The 16,484-nt window shown below is 60.5% G+C and carries 18 protein-coding genes; 6 read left to right on the top strand and 12 right to left on the bottom strand.

The genetic code is table 11. The annotated features are described in order from the left end of the window. Positions 1–9 precede the first annotated feature (9 nt). The 6 genes from hisH to hisD are packed head-to-tail and all read right to left on the bottom strand — an operon-like array spanning position 10 to position 5,250. Positions 10–645 carry an imidazole glycerol phosphate synthase subunit HisH gene (gene hisH / locus HMPREF3147_RS05220; RefSeq protein ID WP_070445419.1) on the bottom strand — a complete coding sequence of 212 codons (636 nt, stop codon included), beginning with the start codon at positions 643–645 and terminating at the stop codon, positions 10–12. Then, a complete protein-coding gene (locus HMPREF3147_RS05215; RefSeq protein ID WP_070445416.1) occupies positions 642–1,862 on the bottom strand; it encodes an MFS transporter in 1,221 nt (406 codons plus the stop codon). The genes hisH and HMPREF3147_RS05215 overlap by 4 nt, the downstream gene beginning before the upstream one ends. 50 nt (positions 1,863–1,912) lie before the next feature. Next, the gene (locus tag HMPREF3147_RS05210) at positions 1,913–2,095 is read right to left on the bottom strand and encodes a hypothetical protein (RefSeq protein ID WP_070445412.1); all 183 of its coding nucleotides are present in this window, start codon (positions 2,093–2,095) and stop codon (positions 1,913–1,915) included. A gap of 5 nt (positions 2,096–2,100) precedes the next feature. Next, the gene (gene hisB, locus HMPREF3147_RS05205) at positions 2,101–2,733 is read right to left on the bottom strand and encodes an imidazoleglycerol-phosphate dehydratase HisB (protein WP_070445409.1); all 633 of its coding nucleotides are present in this window, start codon (positions 2,731–2,733) and stop codon (positions 2,101–2,103) included. 60 nt (positions 2,734–2,793) lie between these two features. Continuing rightward, positions 2,794–3,897 (bottom strand): histidinol-phosphate transaminase, encoded by a 1,104-nt coding sequence (locus HMPREF3147_RS05200; protein ID WP_070445405.1) that lies wholly within the window; start codon positions 3,895–3,897, stop codon positions 2,794–2,796. Positions 3,898–3,900: 3 nt separating this feature from the next. Beyond that, a complete protein-coding gene (hisD, locus tag HMPREF3147_RS05195) occupies positions 3,901–5,250 on the bottom strand; it encodes a histidinol dehydrogenase (protein ID WP_070445402.1) in 1,350 nt (449 codons plus the stop codon). Positions 5,251–5,401: 151 nt separating this feature from the next. On the opposite strand from hisD, the gene HMPREF3147_RS05190 reads away from it, so the two are divergent. Then, on the top strand, positions 5,402–6,325 hold the full coding sequence (locus tag HMPREF3147_RS05190; RefSeq protein WP_070445399.1) for a YbjN domain-containing protein: 924 nt from the start codon (positions 5,402–5,404) through the stop codon (positions 6,323–6,325). Here the strand turns inward: HMPREF3147_RS05190 and HMPREF3147_RS05185 are convergent. Both HMPREF3147_RS05185 and HMPREF3147_RS05180 read right to left on the bottom strand, forming a co-directional pair. Continuing rightward, complete coding sequence (locus HMPREF3147_RS05185; protein WP_246815730.1) at positions 6,284–6,868, bottom strand: hypothetical protein; 585 nt, start codon at positions 6,866–6,868, stop codon at positions 6,284–6,286. The genes HMPREF3147_RS05190 and HMPREF3147_RS05185 overlap by 42 nt on opposite strands. A gap of 8 nt (positions 6,869–6,876) precedes the next feature. Next, positions 6,877–7,623 carry a hypothetical protein gene (locus tag HMPREF3147_RS05180; protein ID WP_070445396.1) on the bottom strand — a complete coding sequence of 249 codons (747 nt, stop codon included), beginning with the start codon at positions 7,621–7,623 and terminating at the stop codon, positions 6,877–6,879. Positions 7,624–7,799: 176 nt separating this feature from the next. On the opposite strand from HMPREF3147_RS05180, the gene HMPREF3147_RS05175 reads away from it, so the two are divergent. The 5 genes from HMPREF3147_RS05175 to HMPREF3147_RS05155 all read left to right on the top strand — a co-directional run bounded on the left by HMPREF3147_RS05175 (position 7,800) and on the right by HMPREF3147_RS05155 (position 13,886). Then, the gene (locus HMPREF3147_RS05175) at positions 7,800–8,387 is read left to right on the top strand and encodes a TetR family transcriptional regulator (RefSeq protein WP_070445392.1); all 588 of its coding nucleotides are present in this window, start codon (positions 7,800–7,802) and stop codon (positions 8,385–8,387) included. A 14-nt stretch (positions 8,388–8,401) separates the two neighbouring features. After that, complete coding sequence (gene glgX, locus HMPREF3147_RS05170; protein ID WP_070445389.1) at positions 8,402–10,627, top strand: glycogen debranching protein GlgX; 2,226 nt, start codon at positions 8,402–8,404, stop codon at positions 10,625–10,627. Between the two features lie 57 nt (positions 10,628–10,684). Continuing rightward, positions 10,685–12,070: a 3'-5' exonuclease gene (locus HMPREF3147_RS05165; RefSeq protein WP_070445385.1), complete on the top strand. Its 1,386-nt coding sequence runs from the start codon at positions 10,685–10,687 to the stop codon at positions 12,068–12,070. 124 nt (positions 12,071–12,194) lie between these two features. Then, complete coding sequence (locus HMPREF3147_RS05160) at positions 12,195–12,830, top strand: hypothetical protein (RefSeq protein ID WP_246815729.1); 636 nt, start codon at positions 12,195–12,197, stop codon at positions 12,828–12,830. Between the two features lie 51 nt (positions 12,831–12,881). After that, positions 12,882–13,886, top strand: coding sequence for a GTP pyrophosphokinase (locus tag HMPREF3147_RS05155; protein WP_070445378.1), 1,005 nt, complete (start codon positions 12,882–12,884; stop codon positions 13,884–13,886). Here HMPREF3147_RS05155 and HMPREF3147_RS05150 read toward each other — a convergent pair. Genes HMPREF3147_RS05150 through ilvA form a run of 4 tightly spaced genes read right to left on the bottom strand, consistent with a single transcriptional unit; the run spans position 13,883 to position 16,479 of the window. Next, complete coding sequence (locus tag HMPREF3147_RS05150) at positions 13,883–14,269, bottom strand: RNA-binding S4 domain-containing protein (protein WP_010190494.1); 387 nt, start codon at positions 14,267–14,269, stop codon at positions 13,883–13,885. The genes HMPREF3147_RS05155 and HMPREF3147_RS05150 overlap by 4 nt on opposite strands. 6 nt (positions 14,270–14,275) lie before the next feature. After that, positions 14,276–14,512, bottom strand: a complete 237-nt coding sequence (locus tag HMPREF3147_RS05145) for a hypothetical protein (RefSeq protein WP_070445375.1) — start codon at positions 14,510–14,512, stop codon at positions 14,276–14,278. Positions 14,513–14,557: 45 nt separating this feature from the next. Further along, positions 14,558–15,196, bottom strand: coding sequence for a YigZ family protein (locus tag HMPREF3147_RS05140; protein ID WP_070445372.1), 639 nt, complete (start codon positions 15,194–15,196; stop codon positions 14,558–14,560). Further along, positions 15,196–16,479: a threonine ammonia-lyase IlvA gene (ilvA, locus tag HMPREF3147_RS05135; protein ID WP_070445369.1), complete on the bottom strand. Its 1,284-nt coding sequence runs from the start codon at positions 16,477–16,479 to the stop codon at positions 15,196–15,198. Before ilvA ends, HMPREF3147_RS05140 begins: the two co-directional genes overlap by 1 nt. Between the last annotated feature and the right edge of the window lie 5 nt (positions 16,480–16,484).

Genomic DNA, 16,484 nt, shown 5'->3' with positions numbered 1-16,484 from the left:
GCGGACTCTTTAAAGCGTTCCTATCCAGTTCTTCAGCAGCTGCGAACCAACGTCACCAGATTTCTCCGGGTGAAATTGGGTGGCCCACAATGCGCCATTGTCTACCGCAGCGACAAAACGGTCACCGCCATACTCCGACCACGCCACCTTCGGCGGCTCTGTAATCTCGGTCTCCAGCTCCCAGCTCCGTGCGGCATAGGAATGCACGAAGTAAAAGCGATCCTCCGGGCTCACGCCTTCAAACATGCGGCTTCCGCTAGGAATCTCCACGGTGTTCCATCCCATGTGCGGGAGGACGGGAGCCTGCAAACGGGTAACCTCCCCGGGCCACTCGCCGCAACCTTCGGTGTGCACGCCGTGTTCAGTGCCTGACTCAAAAAGAATCTGCATGCCTACGCAAATCCCCAAAACGGGGCGACCACCAGCCAATCGCTGACCAATGATTCGCGGCCCCTGTGCGGCGCGCAGGCCCTCCATGCAGGCAGCGAACGCCCCCACTCCGGGGACCAAAAGGCCATCGGCCTCTACCGCCTGTTTCGGGTCCGCGGTCACCGCGACGGTGGCACCGACCCTCTCCAGCGCGCGCACTGCCGACCGGACATTGCCAGCGCCATAATCCAGGACTACTACGTCGTGTGAGCTCATCGTGCTTCCTTTCCGGGTCTCCTCGGCCTTCTAATCATGCGCAGGCGGGTTTGGATGTCATTCAGCTCGCTCACGCGGGTCTTGCCCAAGGCGAGGTCAGCCGCAGACATGAGCAGGCCCACCGCGATGATGGCGGCGCCAGCGGCGAACGCGCCATAATAACCAGACATAGCCACGACGGCGCCGAGCACCGTCGAGCCAAGGCCCGTGCCGCCGTCATAGAAAATATTCCACACCGCAGAGCCCTCCGAGAGGCGCTCGCGCGGGAGACGGTCGAACATCGACAACAGCGCCTCATTTTGCACGATGCCGAACCCCGCACCGTAGATGACCGTGCCAAACACAAGCAGCCATACTGACCATTCTTGCCACAGCACGGCGGCGATAAGCCCCACGCCTAAGACTGAAAAAGCCTGAGCGGGAATCATCAGCGTGCCTGGCTGGCCTACTCGGTCCGCCACCACACCGGCCACATAGCGCGCGATCATGGCCGAACCACCAATCACCGATAGCATGAGGCCGCCCAAGACAGCGCCGCGCTCAGGATCCAACTCACGCACCGCCGGAGAAATGAAGTTAGATGCCACGCCATAGCTCACGGAAAAACTCATCAGCGCCAGTGCTGGGACGAGCACGAGCTTCCACATCGGGGCGCGCGGGGTGGTGTCTGAGGGGTCCGGCGACCCCACTGGAGCGGCTTTGATTTGCGGCACCAGAATGCACGTGAAGAATCCTAGTAAGCCAAGACCAGCAGCCAGAAGATACACCGTGTTGTAGTTAAAGGCTGAAGCCACCGCGAGGCCCACGGGCAAGAAGGCCATTTGGGCTGCACCGATGAATAGGCCGAAAATTCCCGTGGCCTTACCCAGCAGGCGCCGTGGCGTGATTTCCGCGATGAGTGCGTTCTCCGCCACTGTGAGCGCACCGAAGCCTATACCGCGCAGAGCGGAAAAGCCTAGGGCGATCGGGGCTGCATCGCCCAGCATGTGCCCCAACGCCGGCAGCCCCAGCAACAACGCCGCGGCCGCCATAATTGGGCGGTAGCCAAAGATGCGCAGCAGCATCGGTGTTGCCATTTGGGTAAGCACTGTGGCCAGCATGAACACGCCGGTCGTGGCACCAGCCAATGTCGCGGAACCGCCGGCATCCAGCACGGCCAGCGGCACCACAGGCAGCAAGACCGACCAAGCACCAAAAGCGGAAACCACCGCGATCATGGTTTCCTTAAAGCCAGCAACCTTCCATACGCTCTGAGGGGTCTTTTCTATCACTTCGCCGCCAATCCTGCTGAGAAGATGTCAAGGAACCAGACCAAGGCGGCAGTCACGGAGATCGCCGCGAGCGCACCCGCGACCACAGTCATCAGCACCGACCCGTTCTGGTATGCCGCCCACGCACCACCGACGAGCAACCCGGCGACCAGAAAGAGAACGAGAACCATTACATTCATAAGTCTTAGAGCGCTCCCTTCGTCGAAGGAACTCCGTTCACGCGCGGATCCCGCTCAGTAGCCTGGCGCAGAGCACGGGCCACTGCCTTGTACTCGGCCTCCGTGATGTGATGCGGATCGCGGCCGTAACGCACGTTGACGTGCAAGGTCGTCGCCGAGTGCGTGGCAAAGGTTTCAAAGAAGTGTCGGTTGATAACCGTGGCGTAATGCCCACCGATAATCTGCCACTCCATGTTCTCCGGCTCGCCATTCATCACGAAGTAGGGACGCCCTGAGATATCGACGACGGCCTCCACCAGCGTTTCATCCATGGGGAGGAGCTGGGAGCCGAAACGGCGGATCCCGGACTTATCCCCCACCGCCTCCAGAAAGGCACGGCCCAGCACGATAGCGGTGTCTTCGACCGTGTGGTGAGCATCGATGTCAATATCGCCCTCAGCGTGAACGCGAAGATCGAAGGAGCCGTGGGTGCACACAGCGTTAAGCATGTGGTCAAAGAACGGCAGCCCCGTCGAAATATCCGACTGGCCGGTGCCATCGAGGTTTATTTCTACAGAGATCTTTGTCTCCCCGGTGACGCGCTCTGCGCGGCCAATGCGGTCGCCATGGTTGTGACGTACAGCGTCGCCAGCACTCATTGCCCCACGCTCCTTCTTCAAGTCATGAGCCCACAATGTGGGCTCATTTCATCATCGTTTTTAGTTAGTCATCTCTACTGTATCTGCCAAGTCCGCCGCGGCCGAAAGGAAGGCATCATTCTCTTCAGGCAGACCAATCGTGGCGCGCAAGAGACCCGGTACACCGTTATCACGAATCAGGACATCGCGGTCCAGGAATCCTTGCCACACCGCGTGCTGATCGGCAAAGCGTCCGAAGGAGACGAAGTTGGATTCGCTGGGTACGACGTAGTATCCGAGCTCCTTAAGCCGTGCGACAACCCGGTCCCGCTCCGCCGATAGTTTGGCCACAGTTCCCAAGGTCTCTTCCTTATGCGCAAGGGCAACGGTGGCCGCGATCTGGGAGAGAACCGACAGGTGATAGGGCAAACGAACGAGCATGACGGCTTCCACGAACGCCGGATCTGCCACGAAGTAGCCCAAACGTCCGCCAGCGAAGTCGAAGGCCTTGGACATCGTGCGCGAGACCACGAGCTTGGTCGGATATTTCTCCAGCAGCGTGGTCGCAGAAGGCGAAGGCGAGAATTCCATATAGGCCTCGTCCACGATGACGATGCCAGGCGCGGCCTGCACGATCTTCTCCACCACATCAATCGGGGTGACATCACCGGTGGGATTGTTCGGTGTTGTGATGAAAACGACGTCGGGGCGGTGCTTGGCGACGGCCTCCAACGCCTCCTCCTCATCAATACGGAAATCCGCATCGCGTGGGCAGGAGATGAATTCGGTTTGGGTGCCCGCGCATAGAATGGGGTGCATCGAATAGCTCGGTGTAAATCCCAGCGCACTACGCCCCGGCCCGCCAAAGGCCTGCAGCAGCTGCTGCAGAACCTCATTGGAGCCGTTAGCTGCCCAGACGTTCTCCACGCTGACAGCCACCCCGGTCTGCTCACTGACGTACTCCGCCAGTGCCGTGCGCAGCTCCACGGCATCGCGCTCTGGGTAACGGTTGAGCTGACGCGCGTGCTTCTCGACGGCCGCCACCATGTCCTTCACCAGCGCCCCCGAGGGCGGATAGGGGTTCTCGTTGGTGTTGAGCTGGTTGGTCACCGTCAGCTGCGGGGCTCCATAGGCGCTGGAGCCGCGCAATTCTTCGCGAAGGGGAAGATCCTTCAACTCAGCCATTGCTTAAGCCTCTTCTTTCTGGGTATCGGTGTCATCAGCGAATCGTGCCGCAATTGCTTCACCATGGGCGGGCAAGTCTTCTGCAGTGGCGAAGGCAATGACATTCTGAGCTACCTCGCCGAGTGCCGCGCGGTCGTACTCGATGAGGTTGACCGGCCGTAGGAAGGTGTGCGTCGACAGCCCGGCGCTAAACCGCGCGGTTCCTGAGGTAGGCAAAACGTGGTTGGAACCGGCGGAATAATCTCCGAGCGGTACGGGCGAGTATTCACCAACGAAGATCGCGCCGGCGTGGCGGATACGCTCCGCAACTGCCCGGGCATTCTTTGTGTGTACCTCCAAGTGCTCAGCGGCATAGGCGTCCGCGACAGCGATACCTGTCTCGAGGTCGTTGACCAGGACGATGCCGGACTGTTCTCCGCGCAATGCCTCAGCTGCGCGCTCGGCGTTGGCGGTGGCGGTATAGCGCTGAGCTACCTCCGCATTCACCGCAGCGGCAAAGTCCTCAGAATCGGTGATGAGCACGGAGGCAGCCATGGGATCGTGCTCCGCCTGGGAAATGAGGTCATAGGCCACGTAGACGGGGTTAGCGGTCTCATCGGCCAGGATGGCGATCTCGGTAGGACCAGCTTCTGCATCAATTCCCACCACTCCCTGCACCGCGCGCTTAGCGGCAGCAACAAAGACGTTGCCGGGGCCGGTGATGATATCGACAGGCTCCAGAGCTTCTTCACCCGTGGCGGGTTCATCATCGCCGTAGGCCAGAAGCGCGATGGCTTGCCCGCCGCCGACGGCCCAGACATCATCCACGCCCAGCATGTGGCACGTGGCCAGCACTGTCGGGTGTGGCAGCCCACCGAATTCCTTCTGCGGCGGAGAAGCCACGACCATCGCCGCAGCGCCCGCTTCTTGGGCGGGGACGGCATTCATAATGACGGAAGACGGATACACCGCCTTGCCGCCCGGGACGTAGAGCCCTACTCGCTCGATGGGCTGGAAGACCTCGGTGACCGTCGCGCCTGGTGCCAGTGTCGTCGTGTGCGAAGCCGGCTTCTGATCAGCGTGAACGGCGCGCACGCGCGCGATAGATTCTTCGATGGCTGCTCGCACACTCGGGTCCAGGTCCTCGGCAGCCTTCTTCATCTCCTCCTTAGGTACTCGCACTGCGGCGGGGCGGACTCCGTCGAATTTTTCGCCGAAATCGAGGGCCGCCGCCGCACCACCCTCGCGGACTTTCTCCACCATGGGGATGACGGTGCCCATCACTGAGGACACGTCCGTTCCCCCTCGCGGCAGGACTCGGCGCAGCCGGGAGGTGGTGAGTTCCTCTCCACGCAGGTCGATGGTTCGTAGCATGCTCAGACCCCTTTTATAATATGCAGCGGTTTCTATACCTTCCCATTACTATACCTGGACCGAAAAGCCAGCGAGCTGGCAGGTAGGGGTTATAGAATGTGCCACTAGTAACACATTCCGGGAGCCCGAATCGGTGAAGGGAGGCGGCGAGATGAGCAACGGCGCCGATGGCCTGGACAGCCAGCCTCCTTCCAACCTGCTTGCCCGCGTCGAAAACCTTGCACACCGCGAAAGCCTCGATTGCATTCGGGTCACCGCACACGAGCTCCTCTTCCCTCACCCACCGCTTGGGGAAACCCGCGCTTTCATGGACACCGAGGGCGAACCAATCCTGCGTTTCTACACCACCCATCACGGCGTTCTAGGTTTCGGCGACATTCCTGCTCTCAGTGAATTCGTCAATGACTGGAACCATGACTGCCTCTCGCCGCACCTCATCCTCAACTATTCGGCACCTACCGCGGTAGAGGTGTGGGGGCATTCCTTCCTCGTGGTTCACCAGAAACCTACAACGTCCCAGCTTTCCGCTTCGGTTCTGCCAGCACTCCACAACGCCGCGGCCTGCCTCGAAGAATTGGCCGATCACTTCCCCGTTCTCACGCTTCCCCGCCCAACGGCTCCGGAAGAAGAAACAGAACTCGACGGCCCCGTCGCCGACGTCGACACCGCTCGGCTCGGGGAACTCTTGCCGGCCCTCGGAATTACACGCTTCCAGGCGGATGCTGACGAGGCCGTCTATGCCTGGATCAATGATGTCCTCTTTGCTTTCGCCATCGATTCCGGCCCCAGCCTCATCATCAAAGGCCATTGGGATCCCAACCTGCCGGGCAGCGAGTTCTCCAAAATCTTCCTCATTTGCAATGACTGGAACCGGACCAATCACTCAGCCTCCGCCTTCTGCCACTCAAACATTGATGGGTTGCAGGTACGCATCGATTACGCGGTTATGACGGGCGCCGGGCTTTCCGACGCCCAATTGATCACCGCCCTCGGCCGCGGCATCAAGCACGTTCTCCACGGCATCGATGACATCTCACGCGATGCGGTGAGCTCCTCCCCCGTCGCGTGGCCCTAGCACGCCGTCGACCGGCACCTCATTTTCTTCCGAAACCCTCTCGCTCACAGCATCGCAAGGCGAATCGATGAATAGCGCGGACCAGTAGGCGAACATGGCCATAAACGGCCCTACCAGCCAAGCACTACCCGGCGAGAATTTCGGCACAAACTCTACATACTCTCCGGGATTCTCGGGAATATGAGTGGCGGTGGCTCCACCGAAGACATAAAAGGATGCCCCGCCAGCCAGAGCAGCCAGAGCCACCCACAGCAGCACGCCGACGCCACGGTAGCACTCACCTCGCACGTAGGCAGTAGCCCCCAGGGCCGCGCTGAGAACTCCGGTGATCAGTACGAAGGTGATATAGGAATCAAATTGCACGTCGGCAACGTTGCTCAAGGCGTAGCCGCCATCATCAACCCGGTGCCCCTTGAGAGCTGGACGCCACAGTCCCCACGCGGCGCCGGCTGCAGAGAATCCAAGGAGTGCTAACGCGAGCAACCCCGCGCCGAATCCAATGGCGCGGGGTATGCGAAGGCTAGGAGCACGCAGTCCAGGCACGATACTCTCTAGCCGCAGAAGGTCCAGTTACCGTTCTCACGCTTGAAGCGCATGGTGGAGCTATCCATGCCCTGGCTGGTGTTGACGTTCACAGTCGCGGAAGCATCGTCACCGTTAACCACAACATCGTTGATGGACTCAACACCGGTCTTGGACCAGTCAAAGCCATCCATCTGGGAGGTATCCTGGCCCGCTGCCGCCATCATGTCCTTGAGCTGGTTCATCGGAACATCCGGAACCTGGTTGTAATCAACCTGATCGAGGCCGGAGTTCGGATCGTTGCGGATAGCCGCGCAGGTGTGCTCCGGGAGGTACTTCGCAAAGGAACGCATGGTCTGCTGCTCATACATACCGCGTACTAGGGTGTTAATACCGTCGATATCCTCCTGGCTGGCAGCTTCACCCTGAACCGGTTCGACCTTGGGCATGTTCTGGAAAGGATCAGCGCCTTCTTCGAAGGGGTTGGCCAGAGTCTGGTTAGCAGCCTCGGGGTTCTCCCCCTCCGGCTTGGCAGCTTCGTCCTTATTCTCTTCGCCGTCCTTCTTGTCCTCCCCCTCCTTCTTCTCCTCAGAAGTCTTCTCTTCCGTCTTCTTCTCAGACGTCTTTTCCTTAGACTTCGTAGTCGTGGTGGTCTTTGCCGCAGAGGACGCAGTGTCACCTGCATTCTCATCATCGGAACCACAAGCAGCCAAGGAAAGCGGCGCAACGAGTGCAACAGCAACGAGGGACTTCTTGGCAGGTGTCAGAAAAGACAAGGGAAAACTCCTAAATGTACATAGAGAGCGATAGGTTAAACCACGCGGGACGCAGTGTTTGCTCTTGGGCAACTCACATAACCTTAACAAGCGCTGTTTGAAGAATTCATATTCTACACCTTGAAGCTTCCTGTGAGCCTCACGAGGGTATTCTCTTGCCGCGTAGAGTTGGTCGTGTGCACCTTTCTCGCGACGCTATCGTTTCCACCGCCCTTGAGCTTTTGACCCAATACGGCCTTGCTGATGTCACTATGCGCCGAGTCGCCACCAACCTCAGAGTCGCACCCGGCGCGCTGTACTGGCACGTGGCCAACAAACAATCACTGATCGCCGCCATGACCGCAGAAATACTCGCTCCCGTCACCGGGGAAAGCACGGCGGAGCTGGTCAGCTCGCTGCACAATGAGCTGCAACGCTGGCGCGATGGAGCTGAAGTGGCCATCGCCGGAGCATCCTTCCCTGAGTCCTCAGCGAGCGCTGACGTGGAAAAGCTATTCACCAAGGCACTGCAGAAGGAGGCACCCGATGCCTCGCCGGAGGATAGAGCCGTCGCCGCCCGCACTCTGATCCACTACACGCTGGGCGCTACTTTCATGGAGCAATCCCGCGAACAGCTCAGTGGGGCAACTCCAGGCGGGACGTCGCCAAGCACAGCGTCTACAGCTTCCGAGACCACGCCGGTGGACGCCACCTCGGTGCGCGCAGCGGAGCTGATGGTCGCCGGCTTAAGATCACTGCGAAGCGATCACATGCATCAGAATTGACTAAGCTAAGCCTCATGACTGAGACCCGTGCTGACCTAACGCCATCTCGCCAGGTGTGGCCTGGTTCCCCCTCCCCGCTCGGCTCCACCTATGATGGAGCCGGTACTAATTTTGCTATCTTTTCCGAAATCGCCGAGAAGGTTGAGCTCTGCCTCATCGACCAGGACGGTAACGAAGAACGCATCGAATTAACTGAGATCACCGCACACGTCTGGCACGCCTACCTCCCGAACGTCAGCCCCGGGCAGCGCTATGGATACCGCATCCACGGCCCTTATGAGCCAGAAAATGGTCTGCGCTGCGATCCCTCAAAACTTCTTGTCGATCCTTATGCTCGCGCCTTCGACGGCGACTTTGACGGGGATCCCTCGCTGTACTCCTACGATATCTTCGCAGAGGAACCCGGCAGCGGCCGCAACCAGGATGACTCCTTGGGCCACACCATGCTCTCCGTGGTCATCAACCCGTTCTTCGAGTGGCACGGCGACAACCGCCCGCACACCCCGGATAACGAAACAATTATCTACGAAGCCCACGTCAAGGGCATGACTATGACGCACCCGGATGTGCCGGAGGAGCTGCGCGGTACCTACGCCGGTATGGCACACCCAGCGATCATTAACTACTTCAAGGACTTGGGAGTGACGGCCATCGAGCTGCTGCCGGTTCACCAGTTCTTACAGGATGATCGCCTGCGCCAGCTGGGCCTGCGCAACTACTGGGGTTATAACACCTTCGGGTTCTTCGCCCCGCATGCTGACTATGCCTACGCCAAGAAGCCTGGCGAGGTGGTCGCTGAGTTCAAGGCCATGGTTCGTGCCTTCCATGAGGCCGGAATCGAGATCATCCTCGATGTGGTCTACAACCACACCGCCGAAGGCAACCACATGGGCCCCACCATCGCCTTCCGCGGCATTGATAACCACGCCTACTACCGCTTGGTTGATGACAACCCCGAGCACTACATGGACTACACCGGTACCGGTAACTCCCTGAATGTCCGTCACCCGCACTCCCTCCAGCTGATTATGGATTCGCTGCGTTACTGGGTGACGGAGATGCGCGTGGATGGCTTCCGGTTCGACCTCGCGTCCACTCTGGCGCGCGAACTCGATGATGTGGATAAGCTCGCCACTTTCTTCGATTTGGTCCAGCAGGACCCGGTGGTCTCCAAGGTCAAGCTCATCGCCGAGCCCTGGGACGTGGGCCATAACGGCTACCAAGTTGGCAACTTCCCGCCCATCTGGAGCGAATGGAACGGCAAGTACCGCGATACCGTCCGTGATTTCTGGCGCGGGGAGCCGGCGACAATGGGTGAGTTTGCCTCACGCCTGACTGGTTCCTCCGATCTCTATGCCAACAACGGCCGCCGCCCCACCGCGTCTATCAACTTCATCACCGCGCACGATGGCTTTACGCTTCGTGATTTGGTGTCCTATAACGAAAAGCACAATTCCGAGAACGGTGAAGACAATCGCGACGGTGAGTCCCACAACCGCTCGTGGAACCATGGCGTGGAAGGGCCGACTGACGACGAAGAGATTAAAAAGCTCCGGCGCCGCCAGGTCCGCAATTTCCTCACTACCCTCCTGCTATCCCAGGGCACCCCGATGCTGTGCCATGGTGATGAGCTGGGCCGCACCCAAGACGGCAATAACAACGTGTATTGCCAGGACAACGAGATTTCCTGGATCGATTGGTCGATGTTGGAGCAGGAAAAGAACGTCGCCATGCACGGCTTTACCAAGCGCCTGATCAACATCCGCAAGAACCACCCGGTGTTCCGCCGCCAGCGTTTCTTGGCTGGTGGCCCCTTTGGCTCTGAGGTGAAAGATCGCGATATTGCCTGGCTCGTGCCCTCCGGCAAACTCATGACCCCGCAGGACTGGGATTTTGAGTTCGGCAAGGCCCTCATGGTCTATCTCAACGGTAACGCGATTACGGAAACCACTGCCCGCGGTGAACGCATTACGGATGATTCCTTCATCATGATTTTCAACGCTCACCACGAAGACATCGAGTTCACGCTGCCCAAGAAGGACCTGGGTGCTAGTTGGAGGCTCATCGTCGACACCTCTGATTCCGGTGGCTATCCGGACGAGGAGAAGCTCATCGCAGCCGAAGGTTCCATCGTGGTACAGCCGCGCACAACGCTGATCCTGCGCCAGACTGAGCCCCCAGTTTTCGACGACAGCGATGACTCTGCGCAATCCGCTGCCACGGCAGAAGAAAGCCGATAGCTAGACTGCACTCCACCGTCTGCTGTCCACCATTAACCCCGTCCTTGAAAGGAAACCGTGTCCTATACCGCCCACGGTGCTGTCATTGATGTCACCACCGATGCACTCACCGTCCAACGCTCCCAGCTAGCCGCTTCCCTTGGCGCCCCAGCCCGCGAGGCTCTCTCCTTAGCTGATGCCACGGGCGTGGAGTGCACGGAACCAACGGAGACAGGGTTTGGGCAGGTCATAGTGCGCGGCACGAGCGATTCTGCAGGGACCGTTGGGGACACGATCATCCGCTTCGCCCCCGGCCAAGACGCGGCCGCATTTGCCCGCGCGGTTGAGGCAGCGCTGCGCGGCGAAGCACCGGCTGCCAGCAGTGGTGTGCAGGGGCTCAACTTCACCGCCGTCGATGTGGAAACCGCCAACGATAACTGGGGCTCGGTCTGCCAGATCGGTGCGGTCCGCTTCCGCGATGGCGAAGAGACCGAGTCCCGCACGTGGCTGTGCACTCCCCCACCGGGGCTCGAGCACTTCGACGAGGTCAACATCAGCATCCATGGCATCACAGCGGAGGACGTCGCTGATACTTTACCTTTCGCTGATGCCGCCGCCGAGCTCTTCGAGTTCCTCGGCACAGACACGCTAGTAGCCCACAACGCGCAATTCGATTCCACGGCCCTGCGCAGTGGCCTCAAGAAGGCCGACGCGCCGGTGCCAGAACTTCGCTTAGCGTGTTCCCTGGCACTGGCCCGCGACGCCTCCCGTGCAGGCGTCATCGACGTGGCCAACCATAAACTTCCCACCGTTGCCTCCTACCTCGGTGCCGAGGATTTCCGCCATCACGAGGCCACAGCCGACGCCCGCGCGGCGGGCGAGATTGTCAGTGCCCTAGCGCAGCGCTTTGGTCACTCCGGAAGCATTGAAGACTTGTTCACCACCCGTGATTTTGCGCTGGGCACGTTGAGCGAGGACTCCGTCATCCCGGTCCTGCGCGCCAACACCGCTCCCCTCTCCGCTGCCGACTTGGGCGCTGGTACGGATTTCCGCGACAAGACGCGCATGGCGGGTACAGCCTCGGGCTCGAAGAAGAAGGGCTCCGCCGCTAAGGAGCGCCGTGGTGCAGCCCCGTGGCAATCCGTATCCACTCCGGACACCATCCCGGATCCCAATCCTGATGCGGATCCGGAAGGCGCGCTATTTGCTCAGAATGTCACTCTCACCGGTGACTTCGAGCCTTTCGACAAGGGCCTTTTGTGGTCCAAGATTGCTGAACGCGGCGGCCAGGTGGGCAAGAATGTCACGAAGAAGACCACCATCCTGGTTGTGGGCCAGTGGGCTACCAAGACCTCTAAAGAAAAACGCGCTGAGGAGCTGCAAGGCAAAGGCCAGGACATCGCGATCTGGCAGACGGACAAGCTGTTAGAGGAGCTGCAGCTTGATGAGGCTCCGCCGTTCTAACCTGCGTAGCTCTTGAGCACGGAGGCGCTAGAACATCAAGGCTCTAGCGCGTGGTGGGTTTTCTACGAACTAGTGGGAACCTGTGGGCATAAACCCCAGTCCAATAAGGGCAAGGAATCTGCACTTGCCTACCTTTCGGAGTAAATCCACCATGACCATCGCGCTGCCCACCTCCCTCCGCATCGACCACCTGCTCCCCTCGCTCTGCCCGAGCGAGGAGCTCAACGGAATCAAGCTCTGTGATGATGGCTTCGGTGATTCACCTGCTAGCCTCCAGCTATCGCGGACGCTATCGATGTCCTTGGTCCACGGCACAGGCGCCGAAGCCAAGCGCGTGAGCCAGCGCGCTGTGGACGATATGGGGTTGACCGTGCGCCAAGCTTGGGATGCTGCCGCGCTGAATCTGCAACGCCGCGCACTGACGCAGCAGGGGCTGCGCTTCTTTACCCGGCCTGCCGAACTCGGACTGGGTAGAACGGAAAAGGGCCTAGAGGTGCGGGTGCATCGCTGCGCTGTCTCGTCGTGGTTGGCTCACCCGCAGGCCTTCGTTATCCTAGACAATCATCTGCAGCGGCTTAGCCAGGCTCGGAGTATTACCTACCTCGTGCCTGATGCGCACACTCTCTACGCACTGCTCAACATTTCCCCGCAGCGCGCCACGGAACTGGCCTACCGCGCGGCCGAATTGCGCCCGCGCCATCGACCACCGCTGAGCTTGCAACCACTAGTATTAGCTAACGGCTTTCCACTGGAGGTGTAGACACACCTCCATACTTCCTCCGCCGTGGCCGAAAGGAGTCACGTTCTTAAGATGGCTGAATCATCCATGTCCCGCCTGAGCAACCAGTACCATTCCTGGGTACACGCGCATCCTACCGCGGCGCAGGATTTCCGCGATGCCATCGAGGACTTGCTTAACGACGCCGGCATTATCTTCGACCGCGTAGCGACCCGCGTGAAGCTGTGGCCTTCTCTCAAGGCGAAAGCGAAGAAGCGCCGCGACAACGGCGAGCTGATGTACCCGAAGCCGTGGGAAGATATCCACGATGTTTTGGGGGTGCGAATTACCGTCTTCCACTCCACGGTTATCCCGGAAGCACTGGAGGTTTTGGGAGAAACCTTTACCGTGCTGCGCTCGGTGGACAAGGCGGCGGAAACGCGGATTTCTGGTGGTTTTGGTTATGGCTCGCACCATTTGGTGCTGACGGTGTCCGAGGACAGCGCCGCCACGCTGGAGGAACTTGAGCCTTATATCGGCTGGACCTTCGAGATTCAAATCCGCACCGTGCTACAACACGCTTGGGCGGAATTTGAGCACGATATCCGGTACAAGCAGGGCCCGAACCCGCCTTCCCCGCAGGTGGATCGCCTCTTCACACTGGCTGCGGGCCTGATTGAGCTGGCGGACCAGCAATTCGATGAAATCGCCGCACTCAAAGCGCCCAGTTCTGAGGCAGGCGATGACGTGGAAATTACAGCCGAGACCCTCCCTGGTGTCCTCGCCATTATTCTGGGCAGCCGCTTCCCTCGTTCACGCTCGGAGCATTATCGCTTCCTTGCCGAGTTGCTCGACAACAACGGCATCACACGCTTGAGCCAGCTCAAGCAGCTGCTCGACGATGACGCCATCGCCCACGTACACGATGCCATGCGCTACCGCTTCCGCCCGGGCCAGGTCAGGCTTATCGACGACTTGCTGCTCAACAAATTCGGTGCCCAGCACATCGAAGCCACGGCCGAGGCCGGTGACCGCAAAGACCGCAAGCGCCGCTTGAATGCTCGGCTGAAGGCCTTAAAGAACTTCCGAAATAATTAGCGGAATCCACCGCGGAATTTCTCCATCTGCCGGCGCTCCTTCTTCGTCGGGCGGCCAGCACCGCGCGGGCGGACCGGGACGGAGGGCATAAATTCCTTCGGCGGTGGCGGCGGGGCGTGGTCGATGTAGCAAGTGCGCGCAATCGGGGCGCCGACGCGCTTGGACACGGTGGCGAGCACCTCAAGGTCATGCTCGTGGTGGTTGCGCCACACGCGCACGCGGTCGCCAGGAACGACCTGCTGCGCGGGCTTAGTGGCGTTGCCGTTGAGTTTGACGTGCCCGGCGCGCACCGCCGTGGCGGCCTCCGAGCGGGTCTTGAACATGCGCACGGACCAAACCCAAGCATCAATGCGTACGGGCCGCCCGTCGGGCTGATTCACCATGGGCTTTTATAGGTTGTGGTTCTCGTTCACGATCTTCTGGATTTTGACCCAGTTGTAAGCGCCACCCACCACGGCCACGATGAGACCAATCGCCATCCAGGTCCAGAATCCGGTGAGTGCCCAGCCTAGGAGGACACCGCCGGCGACGCCGCCCACGACGCAGATAGCGCCGTTGCGTGCGTGGGTGCGCACGGCTTGCTTGCGTTGCTCAATGGGGTTGTTGGGGCGTCGCTGCATAGTCATGGGGCTTATTCTACATGGCCAAAAACTCGCGGCCTTCTCGCGGCCTTAAAGCTCCACCCAGGCAGTTCCAGCTTCCTTCGGCTCTACCCCACCCTGGGTCAGCGCGGCGAGCGTCGCCGCAAGCTCCTCCTCACCGCCGGGTTCCACAGACACGGTGAAAGTCACCGCTTGGGCGTAGGCGGTATCCACCATGTCCACACCCCGGTTGCGTAGCTCTGCCTCTAAGCGACCGGCGTCCGCGTGGGAAACCTCGACGGTATAGAGCTCGCGTAGGGCACGCGTGACGGGCTCAACCTGCTCCATCGTCTCGCTGACGGCACCGCCATAGGCGTGAACGAGCCCGCCCGCGCCCAGCTTGATACCGCCAAAGTATCGCACGACCACCGCGCAGATATCGAGCAGTCCGGAGCCCTTCAAAACATCGAGCATGGGCTTGCCCGCCGTGCCGGAGGGCTCGCCATCATCGGAGGAGCGCTCCACTGGATTCGAGCTGTCCACGTGGTAGATATAGGCCGAGCAGTGGTGGCGGGCGTCGGGGAAGCGGTCGCGGGCGGCGTCGATAAGCGCGCGTGCTTCCTCTTCCGTCGTGGCGCGGCCGATAAGGGTGATAAACCGCGAACGCTTGATCTCAATCTCGTGCTCGACAATCTCACCGGCGACGGGACGCTGATAGCTCTCCAGCATTATGCGACAAGAAAATCGTACTCGGGGGTACCTGGCTTTAGTTGCTGGCAATTAAGCTTCGACGCCTCCATGCGCTCCAGCAGTCCGTCGATACCTGCGGCACTCCCCAGCTCGATACCTACCAGCGCAGCACCGGTCTCACGGTTATTGCGCTTGAGGTACTCGAACAGCGTGATGTCATCCTCTGGACCAAGAACATCCTGCAGGAAGTGGCGCAACTGGCCGGGCTCCTGCGGGAAATTCACCAGGAAGTAGTGCTTGAGTCCACGGTGCACCAGGGAGCGCTCCATGATTTCGGCATAGCGCAGCACGTCATTGTTGCCGCCGGAAATCACGCACACCACCGTTGAGCCTGGCTGCAGGTTGAGCGTGCGCAGGCCGGTCACGCTCAGTGCGCCGGCGGGTTCGGCGATAATGCCCTCGTTTTGGTACAGCGCCAACTGCTCCGTGCACACGGCGCCTTCGGAGACGGTGTCATTGTGCAGGCGGCCCTGGTTGGCTTCCAAGATCTGGAAGGGCAGCTCACCAATGCGCTTGACGGCGGCACCGTCGACGAAGGGATCAACGGTCTCCAGGGTCACCGGCTCACCAGCAGCGAACGCTGCGCTGAGCGACGCCGCCCCGGCCGGCTCAATGCCCACCACCGCCGTGCGCGGGGCCATGTCAGCGAGGTAGGAGGTGATGCCGGAGATCAGGCCGCCACCGCCCACGGGGACCACCACGGTATCGAGGGATTTACCGATCGAAGACAGCTGGGAGACGATTTCCGCAGCCACAGTTCCCTGGCCGGTGACGGTATCGCGCGAATCGAAAGGCTCGATGAAGAAGGCGCCGCGCTCCGCTGCATCCGCGTGCGCGGCAGCTGCTGCCTCATCGAAATTGGCGCCGGTGACAACGAGTTCCACGAGGTCGCCGCCGTGGACCAAGATGCGGTCGCGTTTTTGTTTCGGGGTCGGTTCCGGCACGTAGATTTTGCCATGGATTCCCATGGTGCGGCAGGCATAAGCCACTCCTTGGGCGTGGTTTCCCGCCGACGCCGTGACGATGCCGTGTGTCCGCTGCTCTTCGCTGAGGTTGGACATGCCGTAGATAGCCCCGCGGATCTTGTAGGAGCGCACGTCTTGCAGGTCCTCGCGCTTTAAGTACACCTCATAGCCGGTTTCCTGGGACAGTCGCGGGCAGTATTGCAGCGGAGTCGGGGCAATCTCCGAGCTAATTCGCGATTGGGCCAGTTGAATATCAGAGGCGTGGATTGGCTCGAAGTCTTGCGGGGTGCTTGTCATGGTGG

This window comes from Corynebacterium sp. HMSC05D03, assembly GCF_001807205.1.
In the GTDB taxonomy this organism is placed as follows: domain Bacteria; phylum Actinomycetota; class Actinomycetes; order Mycobacteriales; family Mycobacteriaceae; genus Corynebacterium; species Corynebacterium aurimucosum.
The sequence above is the reverse complement of the archived record's forward strand: the minus strand, read 5'-3'. Positions and strand labels throughout refer to the sequence as shown.